The 16211-nt window shown below is 37.1% G+C and carries 15 protein-coding genes; 7 read left to right on the top strand and 8 right to left on the bottom strand.

Annotated features, from left to right (window positions below; all coding sequences use genetic code 11):
• Positions 1-2 precede the first annotated feature (2 nt).
• From FNN09_RS10765 to FNN09_RS10745, 5 genes are all read right to left on the bottom strand, one after another.
• Entirely contained in the window at positions 3-389 is a 387-nt protein-coding gene (locus FNN09_RS10765; protein ID WP_143302339.1) for a DUF423 domain-containing protein, read from the bottom strand.
• Between the two features lie 89 nt (positions 390-478).
• Complete coding sequence (locus FNN09_RS10760) at positions 479-736, bottom strand: hypothetical protein (protein ID WP_143302337.1); 258 nt, start codon at positions 734-736, stop codon at positions 479-481.
• A gap of 48 nt (positions 737-784) precedes the next feature.
• Positions 785-1426 carry a YiiX/YebB-like N1pC/P60 family cysteine hydrolase gene (locus tag FNN09_RS10755; RefSeq protein WP_143302335.1) on the bottom strand — a complete coding sequence of 214 codons (642 nt, stop codon included), beginning with the start codon at positions 1424-1426 and terminating at the stop codon, positions 785-787.
• Positions 1417-1677 (bottom strand): hypothetical protein, encoded by a 261-nt coding sequence (locus tag FNN09_RS10750; protein ID WP_143302333.1) that lies wholly within the window; start codon positions 1675-1677, stop codon positions 1417-1419. Before FNN09_RS10750 ends, FNN09_RS10755 begins: the two co-directional genes overlap by 10 nt.
• A gap of 54 nt (positions 1678-1731) precedes the next feature.
• Positions 1732-3252: a hypothetical protein gene (locus FNN09_RS10745; RefSeq protein WP_143302331.1), complete on the bottom strand. Its 1521-nt coding sequence runs from the start codon at positions 3250-3252 to the stop codon at positions 1732-1734.
• A gap of 175 nt (positions 3253-3427) precedes the next feature.
• Between FNN09_RS10745 and FNN09_RS10740 the strand changes: the two genes are divergently transcribed.
• The 5 genes from FNN09_RS10740 (at position 3428) to FNN09_RS10720 (ending at position 11141) form a co-directional block, all read left to right on the top strand.
• On the top strand, positions 3428-4999 hold the full coding sequence (locus FNN09_RS10740) for a DUF2339 domain-containing protein (protein WP_185968965.1): 1572 nt from the start codon (positions 3428-3430) through the stop codon (positions 4997-4999).
• A gap of 180 nt (positions 5000-5179) precedes the next feature.
• Positions 5180-6418, top strand: coding sequence for an MFS transporter (locus tag FNN09_RS10735; RefSeq protein ID WP_143302327.1), 1239 nt, complete (start codon positions 5180-5182; stop codon positions 6416-6418).
• A gap of 136 nt (positions 6419-6554) precedes the next feature.
• Complete coding sequence (locus FNN09_RS10730; RefSeq protein ID WP_143302325.1) at positions 6555-9233, top strand: AMP-binding protein; 2679 nt, start codon at positions 6555-6557, stop codon at positions 9231-9233.
• A gap of 46 nt (positions 9234-9279) precedes the next feature.
• The gene (locus FNN09_RS10725) at positions 9280-10257 is read left to right on the top strand and encodes an oxidoreductase family protein (protein ID WP_143302323.1); all 978 of its coding nucleotides are present in this window, start codon (positions 9280-9282) and stop codon (positions 10255-10257) included.
• A gap of 8 nt (positions 10258-10265) precedes the next feature.
• Entirely contained in the window at positions 10266-11141 is an 876-nt protein-coding gene (locus tag FNN09_RS10720) for a 3'(2'),5'-bisphosphate nucleotidase CysQ (protein WP_143302321.1), read from the top strand.
• On the opposite strand, the gene FNN09_RS10715 is transcribed toward FNN09_RS10720, so the two are convergent.
• Entirely contained in the window at positions 11119-12468 is a 1350-nt protein-coding gene (locus FNN09_RS10715) for a DUF5723 family protein (RefSeq protein ID WP_143302319.1), read from the bottom strand. The two genes, FNN09_RS10720 and FNN09_RS10715, sit on opposite strands and share 23 nt — an antisense overlap.
• A gap of 89 nt (positions 12469-12557) precedes the next feature.
• Between FNN09_RS10715 and arfB the strand changes: the two genes are divergently transcribed.
• Together arfB and FNN09_RS10705 are read left to right on the top strand one after the other, a co-directional pair.
• Complete coding sequence (gene arfB, locus FNN09_RS10710) at positions 12558-12974, top strand: alternative ribosome rescue aminoacyl-tRNA hydrolase ArfB (protein ID WP_143302317.1); 417 nt, start codon at positions 12558-12560, stop codon at positions 12972-12974.
• Between the two features lie 267 nt (positions 12975-13241).
• Positions 13242-13715 carry a hypothetical protein gene (locus FNN09_RS10705; RefSeq protein ID WP_143302315.1) on the top strand — a complete coding sequence of 158 codons (474 nt, stop codon included), beginning with the start codon at positions 13242-13244 and terminating at the stop codon, positions 13713-13715.
• On the opposite strand, the gene FNN09_RS10700 is transcribed toward FNN09_RS10705, so the two are convergent.
• A complete protein-coding gene (locus FNN09_RS10700) occupies positions 13716-14303 on the bottom strand; it encodes an RNA polymerase sigma-70 factor (RefSeq protein WP_185968964.1) in 588 nt (195 codons plus the stop codon).
• A gap of 220 nt (positions 14304-14523) precedes the next feature.
• Entirely contained in the window at positions 14524-15978 is a 1455-nt protein-coding gene (gnd, locus tag FNN09_RS10695) for a decarboxylating NADP(+)-dependent phosphogluconate dehydrogenase (RefSeq protein ID WP_143302311.1), read from the bottom strand.
• Positions 15979-16211: the final 233 nt, after the last annotated feature.

Below are 16211 nucleotides of genomic sequence, written 5' to 3'. Positions count from 1 at the left end.
GTTTAGTGGCTGTTTTTTATCACATGAACCAACAACAGACACCAGCCAACAATCAAAAGCAAACCACCTAAAGGTGTAATTGGGCCTAAAAACCTAAGACTAAGGCCTAAAAGCGATTGAGTGGACAAAAGGTAGATACTCAAGGAAAACAAGAGCGTACCAATAATATAACTCCACCCCATTATGGTTTGAAGGCGTGTATCAAAGGTCAGGAAAAAGCCTAGTACTAATAATACAATGGCGTGATACATTTGATATTTCACACCCACCTCAAAACTCTGTAATTGTGCTTCTGTAAGTACTTTTTTAAGGGCATGTGCACCCATTGCTCCTAAAATAACTGAAAGGCCGCCATAAATGGAGGCCATTATCAAAACCAATTGCTTCATAAGAATCAAGATATAAAGTAAGAATCAATGCTGCTTGACAAAACAAGCAATTCATCTCTCCAGAACAAACATGTTTAAACACAAATAGTTTAACCCTTTACATTAATTAGGTCTTTTATCTCGAATTGAAACTTTTGGGAGAAATCAATTTTCAATGAATCAAATTCCTCATCCATAACAAACTTATAACCTTCAACGGTTTCGCTTGGCTGTGGTGTTTTTCCTTTATACTTTTTACGGTAGGCTTTTACTTGCTTACACACTTCACGATCAATGGCCACCAAACATTCTAAACTTTGGTTCTCATATATTTCATGTTCACTCTTAATATTTCGTAGAATACCCATTCTTTATTAATTTTTATATCGATTACATTTTTTCATTACTCGGAGGACTTACTCATTTAGCAACCTCAAGAACTCCAGTCGTTTATTGGCTGCCATTCCATTGGGATTACATCCTGGTTGTCCTTCTGGAATGCTTATACCCAAATCATTATAATGCTTAATCCATCCGTCATGAAAATCTCCAACTACTGGGTCAATAAAAGTCATTGGATTCAATTGAAAAACAGAATCACCCTTATAAATTTCATACAGATATTCAGAACAGTAATAGCCTGAATCCTCCATGATGTATGAATAGTTATACGGCTCTCCCATCTTTTCATTCGCTAGTAATAGAGCTTTTTCAACAGTTGTTTGATTAATTTCTTTAATACGAAAATGTCCTACAACAAGCATCGAATCTTCGGCTTCGTAAAGCTCAGAGAGTAACTCCTTACAAACGCCTTTACCAGGCGCAGCATGCAACACCCAAACAGTATCATTTACCACTTCAACTACTCCCATGTGCGTATAATGGTGCTTCTCATCCGTTTGTGTTACCGCATCAATAGCCTTTGAAAGAGAACTATCCAAACGCCCTCTAAACAAGATATCTCCCGTTTGAAAATCAGTTTTATGCTCGTCACTATTACAAGCCATAAGTATTAAGATTAAAATAATGGGTGCAAATACAATTCGTTTTATTTCCATGAAATAGATATTTCAATTGGTTTGGTGCTAAAATCATTCATCATAAACCGAAGCCCCTTCACTCCCTTTTGTTTTATGCACGGCAGATATTTCTCCAAAGGTTTACCTTTTGCATTACCCTGCTCATCAATCACTTCTAACAAAACATCTTTACATTGTTTACGAGAAACTTTTAGCTCAATGAGCTTTACTTTTTGATCTATCTCAAGCTCTTCAGTCCTGTTTTGTGCGGTAAGTTTAACAGTTATCATGCTTTTTGGTTTGATGCAAAAGTAAAATAATCTAAGCGACAATTTACAAGCTCATTATAGTATTTTATCTTCGATGGATATCAAATTGAGCAAAACGGAATAAGCGTCATCTTTCACAATTTTTGCTTTCATCCATGCATAAAAAACGCTGGCATGCAAATCTTCCTGTTCAATGGGTATCCAATTAAATGCCTTCTCCACCTGGTCGTCAAACTGCTTAGTTGATGCAATGGATGGATCGTCTACTATTTGATTAACTAAGTGTAGAAAAATCTTTACCCGTTGCAATTGTGGCGATTGTTCAAATACCTCACGTTGACGAAGTAATGCCCTAATTTTGTTGGACGCAATATCCAATTTATGCAACTCAAATTGAATAAACACATCAAGTAAATCCTTTTTAAGCACCCACTCAATACCTGCAATTTTAGCGCACCACTTATTACTATGCTCAATGGATAACAACTCACTTAGAGCCACTTTATAATCCTCATTGTAAAAGTGGTAAATAGCTTTATTTAATTTAAGATTAAGTACTTCTTCGGGCTTTAGGCGAAGCTTTTGCATAAAGGTTGCATCCACCATGCGAATTGCTTCGTTAATATGGCCAGTAAAGAAGCGAATGGCACAGTATAACTGGGTTAGACGAGGCAAAAAACGCGCCTGCTCTGTTTTTGAAATAATCCTTATCTGCTCGCGCAAACGCTGAGCATATTCCAAAGCCTGAGAGAATTTTTTATTGCGAAATAAAGTATGTGCCAGCATGTATTGCAAGTGTGCCACATAAACTTTATCACGCTCATTGGCATCAGATTCAATTTGCATAGAATTATAAAACTGTATTAAGAGCGGCTCAAATCGATAATAATCCTTTACCGATTTAGCCTCACTACGAGCTATAGACATTAAGCGATAGATTACTGATGGCCTTTTGGATACAGTATGTGTGAGTTCGTAAGTTTCAAGGATTGTTTCAATCAATTGCTGTAAACTGGCTCCACCTATGTTTGTTTTTGCTTTTTGCAAGTGCTGCTTGATTATTTTGTAAGCCGTATCCACCTTATCATCTTCAATAGCCAATTCAAGGTATTTTTTCTTAACCGTCAAAATCGCATCCATATCTTGCTTTAACTCAAGCAGTGGCATATCCAATTGCAAACGTGTAATTTGATTAGCCATGGCATATTGTTCGTTATAAACTGCCAGTTGTTCAGCTTTTTTCAAATACCGCCAAGACAAGAGTATCATATCGTACTCTTTGAAATACCGAGCCAACGCAACATATGCCGACACTTGTGTTTCGGCAGTATCATCATGGTGCAATTGCTTGAAATATATAAAATCGCTTAAATGCTTCAGTAGTTTTTTGCGTAATGCATGGTAAGCCACCTTGTTATTATCAGGATACAAACGCTTTATAATTGCCTCTGATCCCAAATCACTGTTCTTATACAAAAGCGTAAATAACTCTAAATCCTTACGCTTGTTTTTTTGCTTTATCCGATTGATGAAAGCAGAAAACTCAGAAGCTTCGCTCTTTGAAAAAGTACTTATAATCTTTGAAAGCGCATCCATATCATATTTCTAAAAGTCAGTTCATAAGCACTAAAAGTACTATTAAATGACATTTTATCAAATATAAAGTCAATTTCAAAAGTCCGTTTTTTGCATTTTTTGGTTTGATTTACCTCGTCTTTCAGTCGTAGTTTTACATCATCAATAACAAAAGTATAACCCAAAATTGATGATCATGATTGATTTAATTAAAAAGCACTGGATAACAACCTTGGGTATCCTATTCTTGTTTTCATCATTCACTTATTTTTTAAAAATAGTGTTTGATAACAACTGGTTCCCAATTGAGTTAAGGGTACTCTCTGGCTTTGCCATTGGAACAACTCTACTTTTTGCGGGCTACAATTATTACCGTAAAAACAGATTAACAAGCTGTCAGTTTTTAGCAGGAACTGGTATGAGCGTAATCTACGCTACCTTTTCGTATGTGGCATTTAGCAACACCTTGCATTGGCCCTATAACGTCACTTTTATTTCAGTTTTAAGCCTCACTGGCTTAACCACTTTTTTAAGTTATCGTTACAATTTAAGAGGTTTAATATTTATCAGCATCCTAGGCGGTTTGATGTCTCCATTATTTATGAAAGCCGAACCACACCACGATCTGTTATTGTTTGCCTATGTATTTATATTAAATATAGGCGCATTGTATGTTAGTATATCAAAGCGTTGGGCCGAATTAAGAGCCATGACATTTACTATTACAGTTCTTATCTACACCTCGTATTTCATCTATTTCGATCCTATTTCATGGGGACGACCATTCTTTTATGCAGCAGCATTATTCATAAGCTATATGGCTGGAATCATTTTCGCATCGCACAAAGAAAAAGATCGCTTTACTGGTTGGAACCTTTACCTTAGTTTAATCAATGCCATGTTGTTTATTTTCTGGTCTATTTATATACTTGGTAGTTTTAATATATCATTTACCGTTCCATTATTAGTTGTTGGTGCCACATTTATGGTCGCTTCTGTGTTCATCTATTTTGTTTCTGAACAGCAAAATTTCCCATCAATTATCTATATCTGCTTTGGCCTGTTACTTTTTGCTATTTCAGCTGCCAATATTCAGCCAATGCTATTCCCTGGTTTAGAGTATGTGGTTACCACCATGCTGTGGCTTTTAATAGTGATTAGCATTTATGGTATTGGCCGTTTTACCAAAACATTTGAACTCATTTATGGTAGTTATGCAGCCTGGCTTTTACTAATTATCTATTGGGTAACTGTGGCTTGGGATGTTGAATGGATAGAAATACTTGGCATTAAATACTTACCATTTCTTAATGCAGGTGGATTAACATGGATGGCTATGGCTGCTTTTGGATTTTACCTTGCAAAAAAGGAACAGCATAGTAACACTGGCTTGTCAAATATATTAGCACTTACAGCCAATATAATTGTTGGAGGTTTAATAACCATACAAATAAAAAACGTTTGGATGGCCTACAATATTGAATTTATGAGTCGCGATTTGGCAATTTCAATATCCTATTTGGTTTATGCTTTACTCATCTTTTTATGGGGAGCCCATACCAAAGGCATATTTTTCAGAATTATAGGATCTGTAGTTCTTGTCCTCACGTCAATAAAGGTGTTCTTCTGGGATATTTCAGGAGATGCCAGCCTTAGCAAAATGGTATTTTTAATGATTATTGGCTTACTAACACTAAGCATTGCTTTCATTAATAAAAAATGGATGGAAAAAGAAGAAGAAACAAAAACACCAATACAAGAGGGTTAAACTTAGTTCAGTAGCTAAGTGTTACTTATTGGATTACCTTATATTTGCATGAAAGGTGGCCAAAAGCATTAAAGAGAATTGGCATTGAGCGAAGTCGAAAGAGGCAAATTAGTCTCTTCTCGATTACGCTCAATCATCACTCTTTAATCTCGTACATCTTTAATAAATAAAACATTAACCATGAGCAAATCTACAAAAGCCAATTGGCTACCTCTTTTTATCACTAATTTTCTGGGTGTATTAAACGACAATTACTTAAAGTACCTTGTATTTTTTATTTCAACCACCTGGATGATGAAAGACAAGGAGTCTATCGTTATCATGCTGGCTTCTGCCCTTTTTGTTGTTCCATACATTGCTTTTTCGCCCATAGCAGGTAAGTTAGCTCGCGATCATGCCAAAGCAAAAATAATTCAACGAGCCAAGTTATTTGAGATCCCTATCATGCTAATAGCATCAATCGGCTTTATTCTTCAAAGCATTAGTATTACCATGTTTGCTATTTTTCTCATGGGCTTGCAAAGTTGTTTGTTTTCTCCAGCCAAATACGGTATCATCCGAGATATTGGAGGAAAAGAGGGCATTCCATTTGGTACTGGAGCCATGGAAATGTTAACATTTATGGGCGTGCTTATTGGAACATATGTTGCTGGTGTAACATCCGACATCAGTTTAATTGACTCCTTAGCTCCATATCGCACTATTATTATTTGTGTTGCATTGGTTTTATTTGCTATTCTGGGTTGGCTATTGAGTTTAAAAATAGCGCCAAAAGAAACAGTGCCAGACGATGAGGATGAAACAACTCTCAATCCCATTACCTTTTTAATCAACTCCTACAAATGGAGCCGTCAAATAAGAGGATTAAATAGTGTAATTATAGGTTTGGGTACGTTTTGGGCCATTGGCTCACTACTTCAAATGAATATTACCGTTCATTGTCGGAACATGCTCAACCTTTCGGACACAGCCACAAGTACCATTATGGCGATGGTTGCCATTGGTATTGGTGCTGGCTGTTATATAACGGGAGTCATCTCTAACAAACAACTAAAAATGTACCTGGTACCGATAGGTGGTTTGGGAATGCTCATTTGTGTTAGCTTAATTTTCATCCTGAACCCGCCAGCTACTTTATTTGCCATTTTAATTGTCGCAACTGCCTTTTTTGCTGGTATTTTTAAAATACCCCTCAATGCATTTATCCAGTCACGTGTTGAAGGAAGAAAATTAGGTTTAATTCTAGCATACAATAACCTCATGCTGTTTTCATTCATCCTTGTATCAGCAGGTGTTTTTGGTGTTGTGGAAACAATGGCCAACTCCTTAATGGTTTTTGGCGCAGTGGCCATTATAACACTCATTATTACAATAGTGGCCTGGCTACGTATTCCTGGCGCTGGAAAAATTAAAGCTTAAGCATATTATACCGCTAACTCATCAAAAAGAGCCTTTAATGCATTCCATTTCTAAAGACACATTGATGATGTTACGGCATAACACCGGTGCTTTATGAGAAAATATTGTATTACTTCCTCACATTAAAGTCGTAATTATGAAACAACATCACCCCATAATAATTGGTTTAGCCAAAATTATTTTCGCAATCGTGCGATTTGTATTGAGTGCTCGATACCGTGTTACGGTTAAAGGCACAGACCTACTCAAAAACAATGAGACAAAGCTATTTTTGCCCAACCATCAGGCATTGATGGATCCTATCCTTTTATTCGCACATTTACACAAATACACCACAGCAGTGCCAGTTATTTTGTCATCGTACTACGACATGCCTGTGGTTAAGCACCTTTTTAAGGCTTGGGGAGCCGTTAGAGTGAGTGATTTGGAGGCAGGAAGCCGCAACACCAATGTGCTTGAACAAATAGTAACATCAGTAGATAGAGGCCTTGAAATGAATAACAACGTAGTGTTATACCCAAGTGGTCAAATAGCAGCGCAAGGATACGAACGAATTATTAATAAGCAAAGTGCCCAGAAAGTGGTTCAAAATATGCCTGCTACCTGCAAGGTTCTGGCCATACGCATTTCTGGTTTTTGGGGCAGCCGATGGTCAAAAGCATGGATTGGCAAATCTCCGGCATTTGTTCCTACGCTGATAAAAACGTTGGGGATAGTACTTAGTAACTTATTGTTTTTTATGCCACGTCGCAAGCTAACTATTGAGGTGGTTGATATTACTCAAGAGGCAAAGGATAAAAGCCAGATTGGCAAAAGCGAATTTAATCGATTCCTTGAAAAAGTTTACAATGTTAATGGAGAAGAACAAGTTAGTTTTATTAAATACCACTTTTTATCTCCTCAATTAAAAAGAAGCTTACCTAACAATATTGCAGGTTCAGATGATGCTTTAAAAAATCAGACGGTCAACACGCACCAAACAATTCCTGTTGAAGTATTAAGTCAAGTGAAAACTTGCATTGCCAGTATTTTAGAGGTCGACATAACCTCTATTTTACCCAGCAGCTATTTACAGTTGGATTTGGGTGCTGACTCCTTAAATATTGTAGAAATTATTTCAGAGGTTGAAAATAAATTCACAACGTTCTCTGCCCCACAGATTAACGAAATTAAAACGGTGCAAGACCTTTGTCTTGTTGCAATGGGAAAATTTCAGAGTGATAACGATCTTAAACCGTCTACTTTAAGTAAGCCTTTAAGTGACATTAAACCCTTAAGTGTAAATAGAGATAAGACAATACTACAACAGCTAGTCAATTCATTTAGCCAAAACCAACAAGATCCTTTTTCTTACGATGCCATGTTGGGATCCAGCTCGCGTAAGGAATTCTTTCTAAAGGCTTGTGTGGTAGCTGAATTGCTGAAAAAAGAAGTAAAAACAGAAAATGTAGGCATCATGTTACCTGCACTCCAAAGCACCACAATGCTTATTGCAGCTTGTTATATTGCAGGCAAAGTGCCTGTTATGCTTAACTGGACCGTTGGAAAAAAAGTGTTGCTTCATTGTATTGAAACAGCAGGTGTGCAATCCATTCTTTCAGCTGGCGCTTTTATAGACAAGATAAAGGAACAATTACCAGATGAGATAAACGATCAATTGATTCTGCTTGAGAAAAAAGTGCCCAATCTTTCGATATTAACAAAAATAAAGGGTGCCTTAAAATCGAAGTTCCCTAAACTACTCATTTCTACTGCTAATAAGCCTTCTACCGCAGCTATCTTATTTACATCAGGTAGCGAGGCGCTGCCCAAAGCGGTGCCACTAACACACCAAAACATTGTGAATAACATGGCCGCCACCTTTGAAAAAATTAACATTGATAATAACCACACTTTCTTATCATTTTTACCACCTTTTCACAGCTTTGGGTTTACCGTACTCAACATTATGCCCTTATTAACGGCAGTTAAAGTGGGTTACACACCTAATCCAACTGATTCGCGCGAAGTATTGCGCATCCTAAAACACATACAGGCCAATATTCTAGTTGGAACACCTGGCTTTTTAAAACTACTACTAGCAGAAGGGTCAACTGCGGCATACGCTTTTAAATCAGTTAAATATGCTATCTCGGGTGCCGAGGCAATGCCCGATACACTTAAACACCAGTTTGAATCTGTTACCGATAATGGTTTAATTTTAGAAGGTTATGGTATTACAGAATGTGCGCCTGTTTTAACCATTAATCCACAACACGTACAGAAAAAGAACAGTGTTGGCCAATTTCTACCAGGTATTACAGCAAAAATCATTGACTTAGAAAGCAATCAAACTTGTTCAGCTGGTCAAGCTGGCATGATTTACGTTAATGGTCCTAATATTTTTGGAGGATACTTAAACCAACCTGAACTGATACCTTTTGAAGTAATTGAAGGCGATAAATATTACAAAACTGGAGACTTAGGATATTTAGATAAGGATGGCTATTTGTTTATAACAGGGCGACTTAAGCGTTTTATAAAAATCGCAGGCGAGATGATTAGTTTACCATTTATTGAGCAAATACTATTAAAAAAATACGGTAGTGTTGAAGAGCAAGTATTAGCGGTTGAAGGAACAGATAAGAGCAACCCTCCTCGCATAGCCCTTTTCACTAAACAAACCATCGATTTAAAAGAGGCCAACGAATACCTAATCAAAAATGGTGTTGCGCCAATTTCTAAGCTTCGCGAAGTGATACCAGTTGATGAAATTCCTGTTTTAGGGACAGGTAAAACTGATTACAAAGTATTGAAAGCACAGTTAGAAGCGTAAACTCCAATTGTTATTATCTTTGCATCCTCGTTAACAGAAAGCAAAAATGAATCAGCAATTCAAAGACATTATATTGGAGGCTACAAAGGCCAGTGATTTAGAAGAGAAGGAAGTTATTCAAAACCTTTGGAGTGGCTATGGTAAAATCATTCGGGTATCACTCAAAGGAAGCGATATCAGTAGCGTGGTTGTAAAACATGTGAAACTACCCGACACCAATAATCATCCACGGGGTTGGAACACTGATTTTTCACACCTGCGCAAATTAAAATCGTATCAAGTAGAAACTGCCTGGTATGAGTTTTACAATCAACAATGCGACAATACATGCAGAACGCCACATTGCCTGGCGCTTAAACACATTGGCGACGAAGTATTGATGGTGATGGAAGATCTGGATGCTTCTGGATTTCCCGAACGATTAGCTTCGGTTGGCTGGACCGAGATTAAAACATGCTTAAACTGGTTAGCCAACTTTCATGCAACATTCATGAATGCTTCGAGGGAAAAACTGTGGGATGTTGGTACCTACTGGCACCTAGATACGCGCCCCGATGAGTTAAAGATTATGGATGATATGGCTTTAAAAAATGCGGCTCCCATTATTGATCAACAGTTAAGACAAAGCCCTTTTCAAACCTTGGTACATGGCGATGCTAAACTGGCTAACTTTTGCTTTTCGCCCAATGGCGACCAGGTAGCTGCTGTTGACTTCCAATACATTGGTGGTGGTTGTGGCATGAAGGATGTTGCCTATTTTGTTGGTAGTTGTTTATACGAAGATGATTGTGAAGCCATGGAAAAGCAGATACTTGATTATTACTTCAAGGCATTGCGAGAAGTCGTTTCGGTAAAGAAACCAGAAATTAACATGGATGAACTGGAGCAAGATTGGAGACGTCTCTACCCGCTTGCCTGGACCGATTTTCATCGTTTTTTGAAAGGATGGAGTCCCGACCATTGGAAAATCAACAGTTATAGTGAGCGATTAACTCGTGAAGTGCTGGCACAATTACCTAAATAAGCTTAGCTATGCAATTAAACCCTTCACAGCTCAATGAACTAGCTACAATAGCAATTAAAGCAGCTTCTGAAGCAGGCATTTACATTGCCAAGCAGAGCAAAAAACAGTTTGCAGTTCACAAAAAACAGAGTGGCGAAAATCTGGCATCGCAAGTATTGACCGAAATTGATTTGGCAAGTGAAAAAATAATCCTCCAACACATAAAGCCAAGCTTACATAAATACGATTTGGCATTATTAAGCGAGGAAACAGTTGATAATAAGAGTCGCTTTGAGAAAGATTATTTCTGGTGCATCGACCCATTGGATGGTACCTTGCCATTTATTGAACAAACAGATGGATACTCTGTTTCTATTGCTCTGGTAGATAAAAGTGGAAAACCACACATTGGTGTTATTTACAATCCTGTTGACGACACCCTCTACCATGCTATTATTAAACAAGGAGCATATAAAAACAGACAAAAATGGCGCTTAAAAACATCGGATAAGAAGCATACGTTAGTGTGCGACCGCAGCCTGATCAATCATGCCTTGTACAATCAGATTATAAGCCTGATTAAAAATCAATCTTCAAATAATTACCAGCTAATTAGTCATGGTGGTGCTGCAATGAACGCCATGTGGGTACTGGAAAATGCCCCTGCCATTTACTTAAAACCTCCTAAGGCATCAAATGGTGGTGGTAGCTTATGGGATTATGCAGCATCAGCATGTATTTTTAAGGAATTAGGTGCATTTGCGCAGAGCTTTAATGGCGAGGAGTTAGATTTAAATCGCGCTGAATCTACTTTTATGAACCACAAAGGTATCTTATATGCCTCTTATCAGCATTTGGCAAATTCAATGCGTGAATACTTAATCACTGGTTTGGCAAAGGACTAATTGGAATTGAAATACCGAAGTATAAAAGTCCATGTCCAGTTCCTCTTTCCATCAAATTCGATAATATAGTTGATGAGCCAATAAAAAAGTTTCTATACCGACCTGATATACCCATACTCCAGCCTAAAATAGAAGAGAAGCTTATTGGTAAATATACCCCCATCTTTCGTGTTTCGTATCGTCCAGTTAAGTTCACTTTCCAAAAATCATTTTTCAGCATATCAACCCTATCTCTATAATATTTTGCTTTATACACAAGGGTTGAATTAATGAACCAATTAGGTCTAATGCAATAGTCAATGTTACCAGCAACAGAAATAGGAAGTTTGGTTTTAAAACTTCCGTTCTCATTTTTTACAAAATCTACTGATTTTTCAATAGAATCCTTTAAAGCTTGAAGCGTACTAATACCTTCAAACCTACTATAAGGAACATCATTCATCGTTACATCATACGATGCTTGATTCTGGGTTTTGTTATGAGTAATATTTCCAATATCTGAAACAACAAAACCATACTTTACTTTATAAGGAACTCCTTTAACCCCAATCAAGTGATCTGGCAAGTGAGAATAACTCAAACCTAAATCTAATCCAATACCCACATCCCCAGAAGGTTCAATAATATCACCACCATCAATGGTTTTGCCCAAACTTTCGTTAAAACCATAGCTAAATTTCATATTAAAATGTTCAATATATTCATCATTATACTTAATATCAATCCCATCCATCTCTAAATAGCCTGATCCGGATCCATTAAGCACTTTAATAACTACCCCCCCAGTTAACCAATGGTTATCCGATTTTAATAAAGTGGATGACCAAATAACACCATATTCAACCCAGCTATTAACCAAAGAGTTAAAGTGTTCATCCTTTAAATCATCTGTTGTGCTACCACCACTAAATAATTTTAACAAATCATCATTTGACGAATTGTAAATTCCCTCAGCTCTTACTCCCACAGTAACACCAAAACTATGTTTATCATTGAGCTTATATGTAATTGATGGTGCCATTATGCGACCATTTAAATAAACCAATGATTCCTCCGATCCTAATAAGTACTTTAAGTCGTTATAACCAAACTTCGCCATAGCATCCAAAAAATTGGAAGACACAAAACTTTGATTATTTAAAAATGTAGCATTTATGGCGAGCATATTTATGTTCCACTTCGCATTATCGCGTGTTAATTCTGCCGGCTGATTACTTACTCCAACAAAGGGTAAATATGGACTAGAATGAACTCCCGTAAACTCCTGCCCTTGAACTCCAGTGAATGATAACAAAACATATATAAACGCGAATAGTATTCTTTTCATTAGCTAATATTAATGGTGCAAAATAAATGAAAATACTTCTTACTCAAGCCTTAATTAAATAACTTTATGCAAACTTTTACTCATGCTTAATGACAAAGGAAGAATTAGTACGACGCAACATTATATCAGAAGCTGATTTCAGCACTTCAAAAAGCAGTGGGCCTGGCGGGCAACATGTAAATAAAGTCAGTTCTAAAGTCACACTAAGGATTGATATTTACAATTCACAACTTTTTAGTGCCCTCGAGAAAAGTTTAATAACTAAAAAACTGGCAAGCAAGATTAGTGACAAGGGCGAATTAATTTTAAGCTGTCAGGAGAATCGTTCTCAAATGCGCAACAAAACCATTGTAATAGAACGTTTTTACACTCTAATATCAATGGCCTTAAAACGTGAGAAAAAACGTGTACCTACCAAACGTACCAGATCATCCATCGAAAAACGCCTAACACAGAAAAAGCAACACGCCACAAAAAAAGCCAACAGGCGCTATTATACTGATTAACAAATCGCTATTTTTGCAGATCATAACGGATAAGGTAAAAAAACATCCACACAAAAACATAAGTAAACAAACTTATAGTATATGAAGCTACCAAGTAAACTTAACATCTAGATTTTCAGACAGAAAGATGATAAATTTACTAGAGAGTTCCATATGGCAAATGATTAGAAATTATAAACAAATGAAACAAGCCATGAGAATTACTTCACAAATAGAATGATTGATTTTGGCAAGTTCCATGTGGCAATAAAAACAAAACTTAAACACATGAAAGACATCACCTTAGGACAAGGATTAGGTAAAATTATTTTTGGTTTAAATAGAGACGAAATAAGTCAATTGATAGGTGAGCCTAGTGAAATTGAGAAAATGGATGGCGACAAGGATTCTGGAGCAATGGAAGCTTGGCACTACGATGATCAGCATCTTTCTTTATCATTTGAAGAAGATTGCAATTGGAAGTTAACATCGATTACATCCGCATCTCCTGAATTACTTTTTGAAGGCATTGACTTAATTGGTTTAAGCCAGGGCGAAGTAATGGAGCAAATGGAGGTTTTTAACCTTGGTGAGTTTGATATGGAAGATTTATCGTCGGAGATTCTTCTTGAACAATCATTAGCTGCCAATTCCGATTTTAGCCTCAATTTGTTTTTTGACCATGATATATTAACTGAGATTCAGTGGGGGCCATTCTGGGATGATGAAGCTGAAATGCCTATGTGGCCAGAAAAACAATAATTAGTGCAAGATAGAGTATAAAAACACGCTAATGGGTAAGAACTCTTGGAGCTCAGCACGTGCTACTTTAAGAGCTTTACCCATTTGGTTTTCAACTGTTTTTTCAGCTATCCCAAGTTCGTTTGCAATTTCTTTATATGTCTTTCCTTCAAATCGGCTCATCGTAAATATGCGCTTACCTTGAGGAGTCATCTTATCTACAGCTACTTGCAAACGGTCCATTATTTCAGCTTCTAAAAGGCGCTCTGCACTTTTGTCTTTTAAAGCCTCATAATTCAGTTGCAAAGCCTGCTGTCTATCTTCATATTTACCTGTTACCTTAAGATGACGCAAATAATTTAAGCACAAATTACGAACTGCTTTGTACATGTATGCTTTCAAATACGTCCCTTCTCTTAAACTCTTCCTATTTTCCCACAACTTTAAAAATGCCTCCTGAACAATACTACAAGACATATCCAGATCATTGATATATTCTGTAGCATAAACGACTAATCCCGGTTGAAGTTCCTCAAAAATATCACGATACAATTGCTCATCTCCTTTCAAAAGACTGCGCTGCATGCTTTTATCAACAATTAATTGCATCATTTCAATTTCCCCAATAGAATTTAGATTACAAGTATAAGAAAAAATAAGGTTACGAAAGCGTGTTTTTAAGGATCAATTAACTAGCGCATATTTTGGTATTATAAGAGAAAAGCACAACCAAACATTCGGCTTTAAAAAAATACGGTAATGAATTTTATACATGAAAAAAGCTCAGCATTTACAAGCTGAGCTTTCATAATATTATCACTTTAATTACTTATACATTGTAGGTTGTACTTGCTGTAACTCCACCTCGTCCTGTCCAATTGGTATGAAAAAATTCTCCTCGGGGTTTATCAATGCGTTCATATGTATGTGCACCAAAATAGTCACGCTGAGCCTGTAACAAATTAGCAGGTAAATTTTCTGAGCGATAACCGTCGTAATAGCTTAGTGCTGTTGCAAAAGCAGGTGTTGGAATACCATTTATAACTCCTGCGGCCACTACTTGACGCCAACCATTCTGAGCTTTCTCTACAGCCTCTTTAAAATAAGGGTCTAATAATAAATTGCTAAGCTCTGACTCGTTATCAAAGGCCTCCTTAATTTTACCTAAAAAGGCAGAGCGAATAATGCATCCACCTCGCCACATTAACGCAATTCCACCATAGTTTAAGTGCCAGCCTTTCTCTTCTGCAGCAGCACGCATTAAAGCATACCCCTGAGCATAAGACACAATTTTTGAAGCAAATAATGCATCCTTAACTGCTTTTACAAACTGCACTTTATCTCCGTCGAATTGAGGTGTTGGCCCCGATAATATTTTCGATGCTTTAACTCTTTCGTCTTTAATAGCCGAAAGGCATCGCGAAAAAACAGCTTCTCCAATCAATGTCAAAGGCGTGCCTAAATCCAAAGCTGTAATGCCGGTCCATTTACCGGTTCCCTTTTGCCCCGCTTTGTCCAATATTTTTTCAACAAGCGGTTCGCCATCTTCATCTTTAAATGCTAATATATCGCGCGTAATTTCAATCAAGTAAGAATCAAGTTCTTCTTCATTCCATTGTTTAAAAACCTCATGCATTTCATCGGCAGATAAACCCACATAGTCTTTTAATAAATGATAAGCCTCACTTATCAATTGCATATCTCCATACTCAATACCGTTATGAACCATCTTAACAAAATGTCCGGCTCCACTTTCTCCGACCCAATCGCAACATGGAGAACCATCCTCTACCTTTGCAGCGATTGATTGGAAGATTGGTTTAACCAAAGGCCAAGCTACTTGTGAGCCGCCTGGCATAATAGAAGGCCCTAATAAAGCACCTTCTTCTCCTCCAGAAACACCAGCCCCAATATAATGTATACCCTCTTTCTCAACATTCTGAACTCGACGCTCTGTATCAGGATAATGTGTATTTCCTCCATCAATAATTACATCGCCAGACTCTAACAAGGGTAACAAAGCTTCAATCGTAGCATCAACTGCTGCGCCTGCTTTTATCATCATCATCACTTTACGAGGGCGTTCCAAGGAATTTACCAATTCTTCCAAAGAGTATGTACCAACAATGTTCTTGTTCTTTCCACGCGCATTAACAAAATTATCTACTTTATCGGTTGATCGATTGTACACAGAGACCCTATACCCTTTACTTTCCATATTGAGTACCAGGTTTTCCCCCATAACAGCCAAACCTATTAATCCTATATCAGATAGCTTTTTCATGTGTTTAAATTTTGTTTTTATTAGCCACATGGAACTCGCCAAAATTAATCATGCTCCAGTTAGAGAAGCTATTTTCATGGCTCGTTTCATGTGTTTATAATTTTGTTATTCTCTGACATAGAGTTTGTTTCAAAATAAGTTGTAAACGCCAAGAAGTTAAATTTTCATGTTCATGCTCGAGGCAATAGTCCTGTGTGCTTAGCGTTTGAAGTCAGTTTCATATACGGGGTTTC

The sequence above is a fragment of the Carboxylicivirga sp. M1479 genome, assembly GCF_007097485.1.
GTDB lineage: Bacteria > Bacteroidota > Bacteroidia > Bacteroidales > Marinilabiliaceae > Carboxylicivirga.
Note: the sequence above shows the minus strand (reverse complement) of the source record. Positions and strands in the feature narration are given on the sequence as shown.

Coding starts and splice junctions, on each gene's coding strand:
- FNN09_RS10765 (WP_143302339.1), bottom strand. CDS start 389: ATGAAGCAATTGGTTTTGATAATGGCCTCCATTTATGGCGGCCTTTCA.
- FNN09_RS10760 (WP_143302337.1), bottom strand. CDS start 736: ATGGGTATTCTACGAAATATTAAGAGTGAACATGAAATATATGAGAAC.
- FNN09_RS10755 (WP_143302335.1), bottom strand. CDS start 1,426: ATGGAAATAAAACGAATTGTATTTGCACCCATTATTTTAATCTTAATA.
- FNN09_RS10750 (WP_143302333.1), bottom strand. CDS start 1,677: ATGATAACTGTTAAACTTACCGCACAAAACAGGACTGAAGAGCTTGAG.
- FNN09_RS10745 (WP_143302331.1), bottom strand. CDS start 3,252: ATGGATGCGCTTTCAAAGATTATAAGTACTTTTTCAAAGAGCGAAGCT.
- FNN09_RS10740 (WP_185968965.1), top strand. CDS start 3,428: ATGATTGATTTAATTAAAAAGCACTGGATAACAACCTTGGGTATCCTA.
- FNN09_RS10735 (WP_143302327.1), top strand. CDS start 5,180: ATGAGCAAATCTACAAAAGCCAATTGGCTACCTCTTTTTATCACTAAT.
- FNN09_RS10730 (WP_143302325.1), top strand. CDS start 6,555: ATGAAACAACATCACCCCATAATAATTGGTTTAGCCAAAATTATTTTC.
- FNN09_RS10725 (WP_143302323.1), top strand. CDS start 9,280: ATGAATCAGCAATTCAAAGACATTATATTGGAGGCTACAAAGGCCAGT.
- FNN09_RS10720 (WP_143302321.1), top strand. CDS start 10,266: ATGCAATTAAACCCTTCACAGCTCAATGAACTAGCTACAATAGCAATT.
- FNN09_RS10715 (WP_143302319.1), bottom strand. CDS start 12,468: ATGAAAAGAATACTATTCGCGTTTATATATGTTTTGTTATCATTCACT.
- arfB (WP_143302317.1), top strand. CDS start 12,558: ATGACAAAGGAAGAATTAGTACGACGCAACATTATATCAGAAGCTGAT.
- FNN09_RS10705 (WP_143302315.1), top strand. CDS start 13,242: ATGAAAGACATCACCTTAGGACAAGGATTAGGTAAAATTATTTTTGGT.
- FNN09_RS10700 (WP_185968964.1), bottom strand. CDS start 14,303: ATGCAATTAATTGTTGATAAAAGCATGCAGCGCAGTCTTTTGAAAGGA.
- gnd (WP_143302311.1), bottom strand. CDS start 15,978: ATGAAAAAGCTATCTGATATAGGATTAATAGGTTTGGCTGTTATGGGG.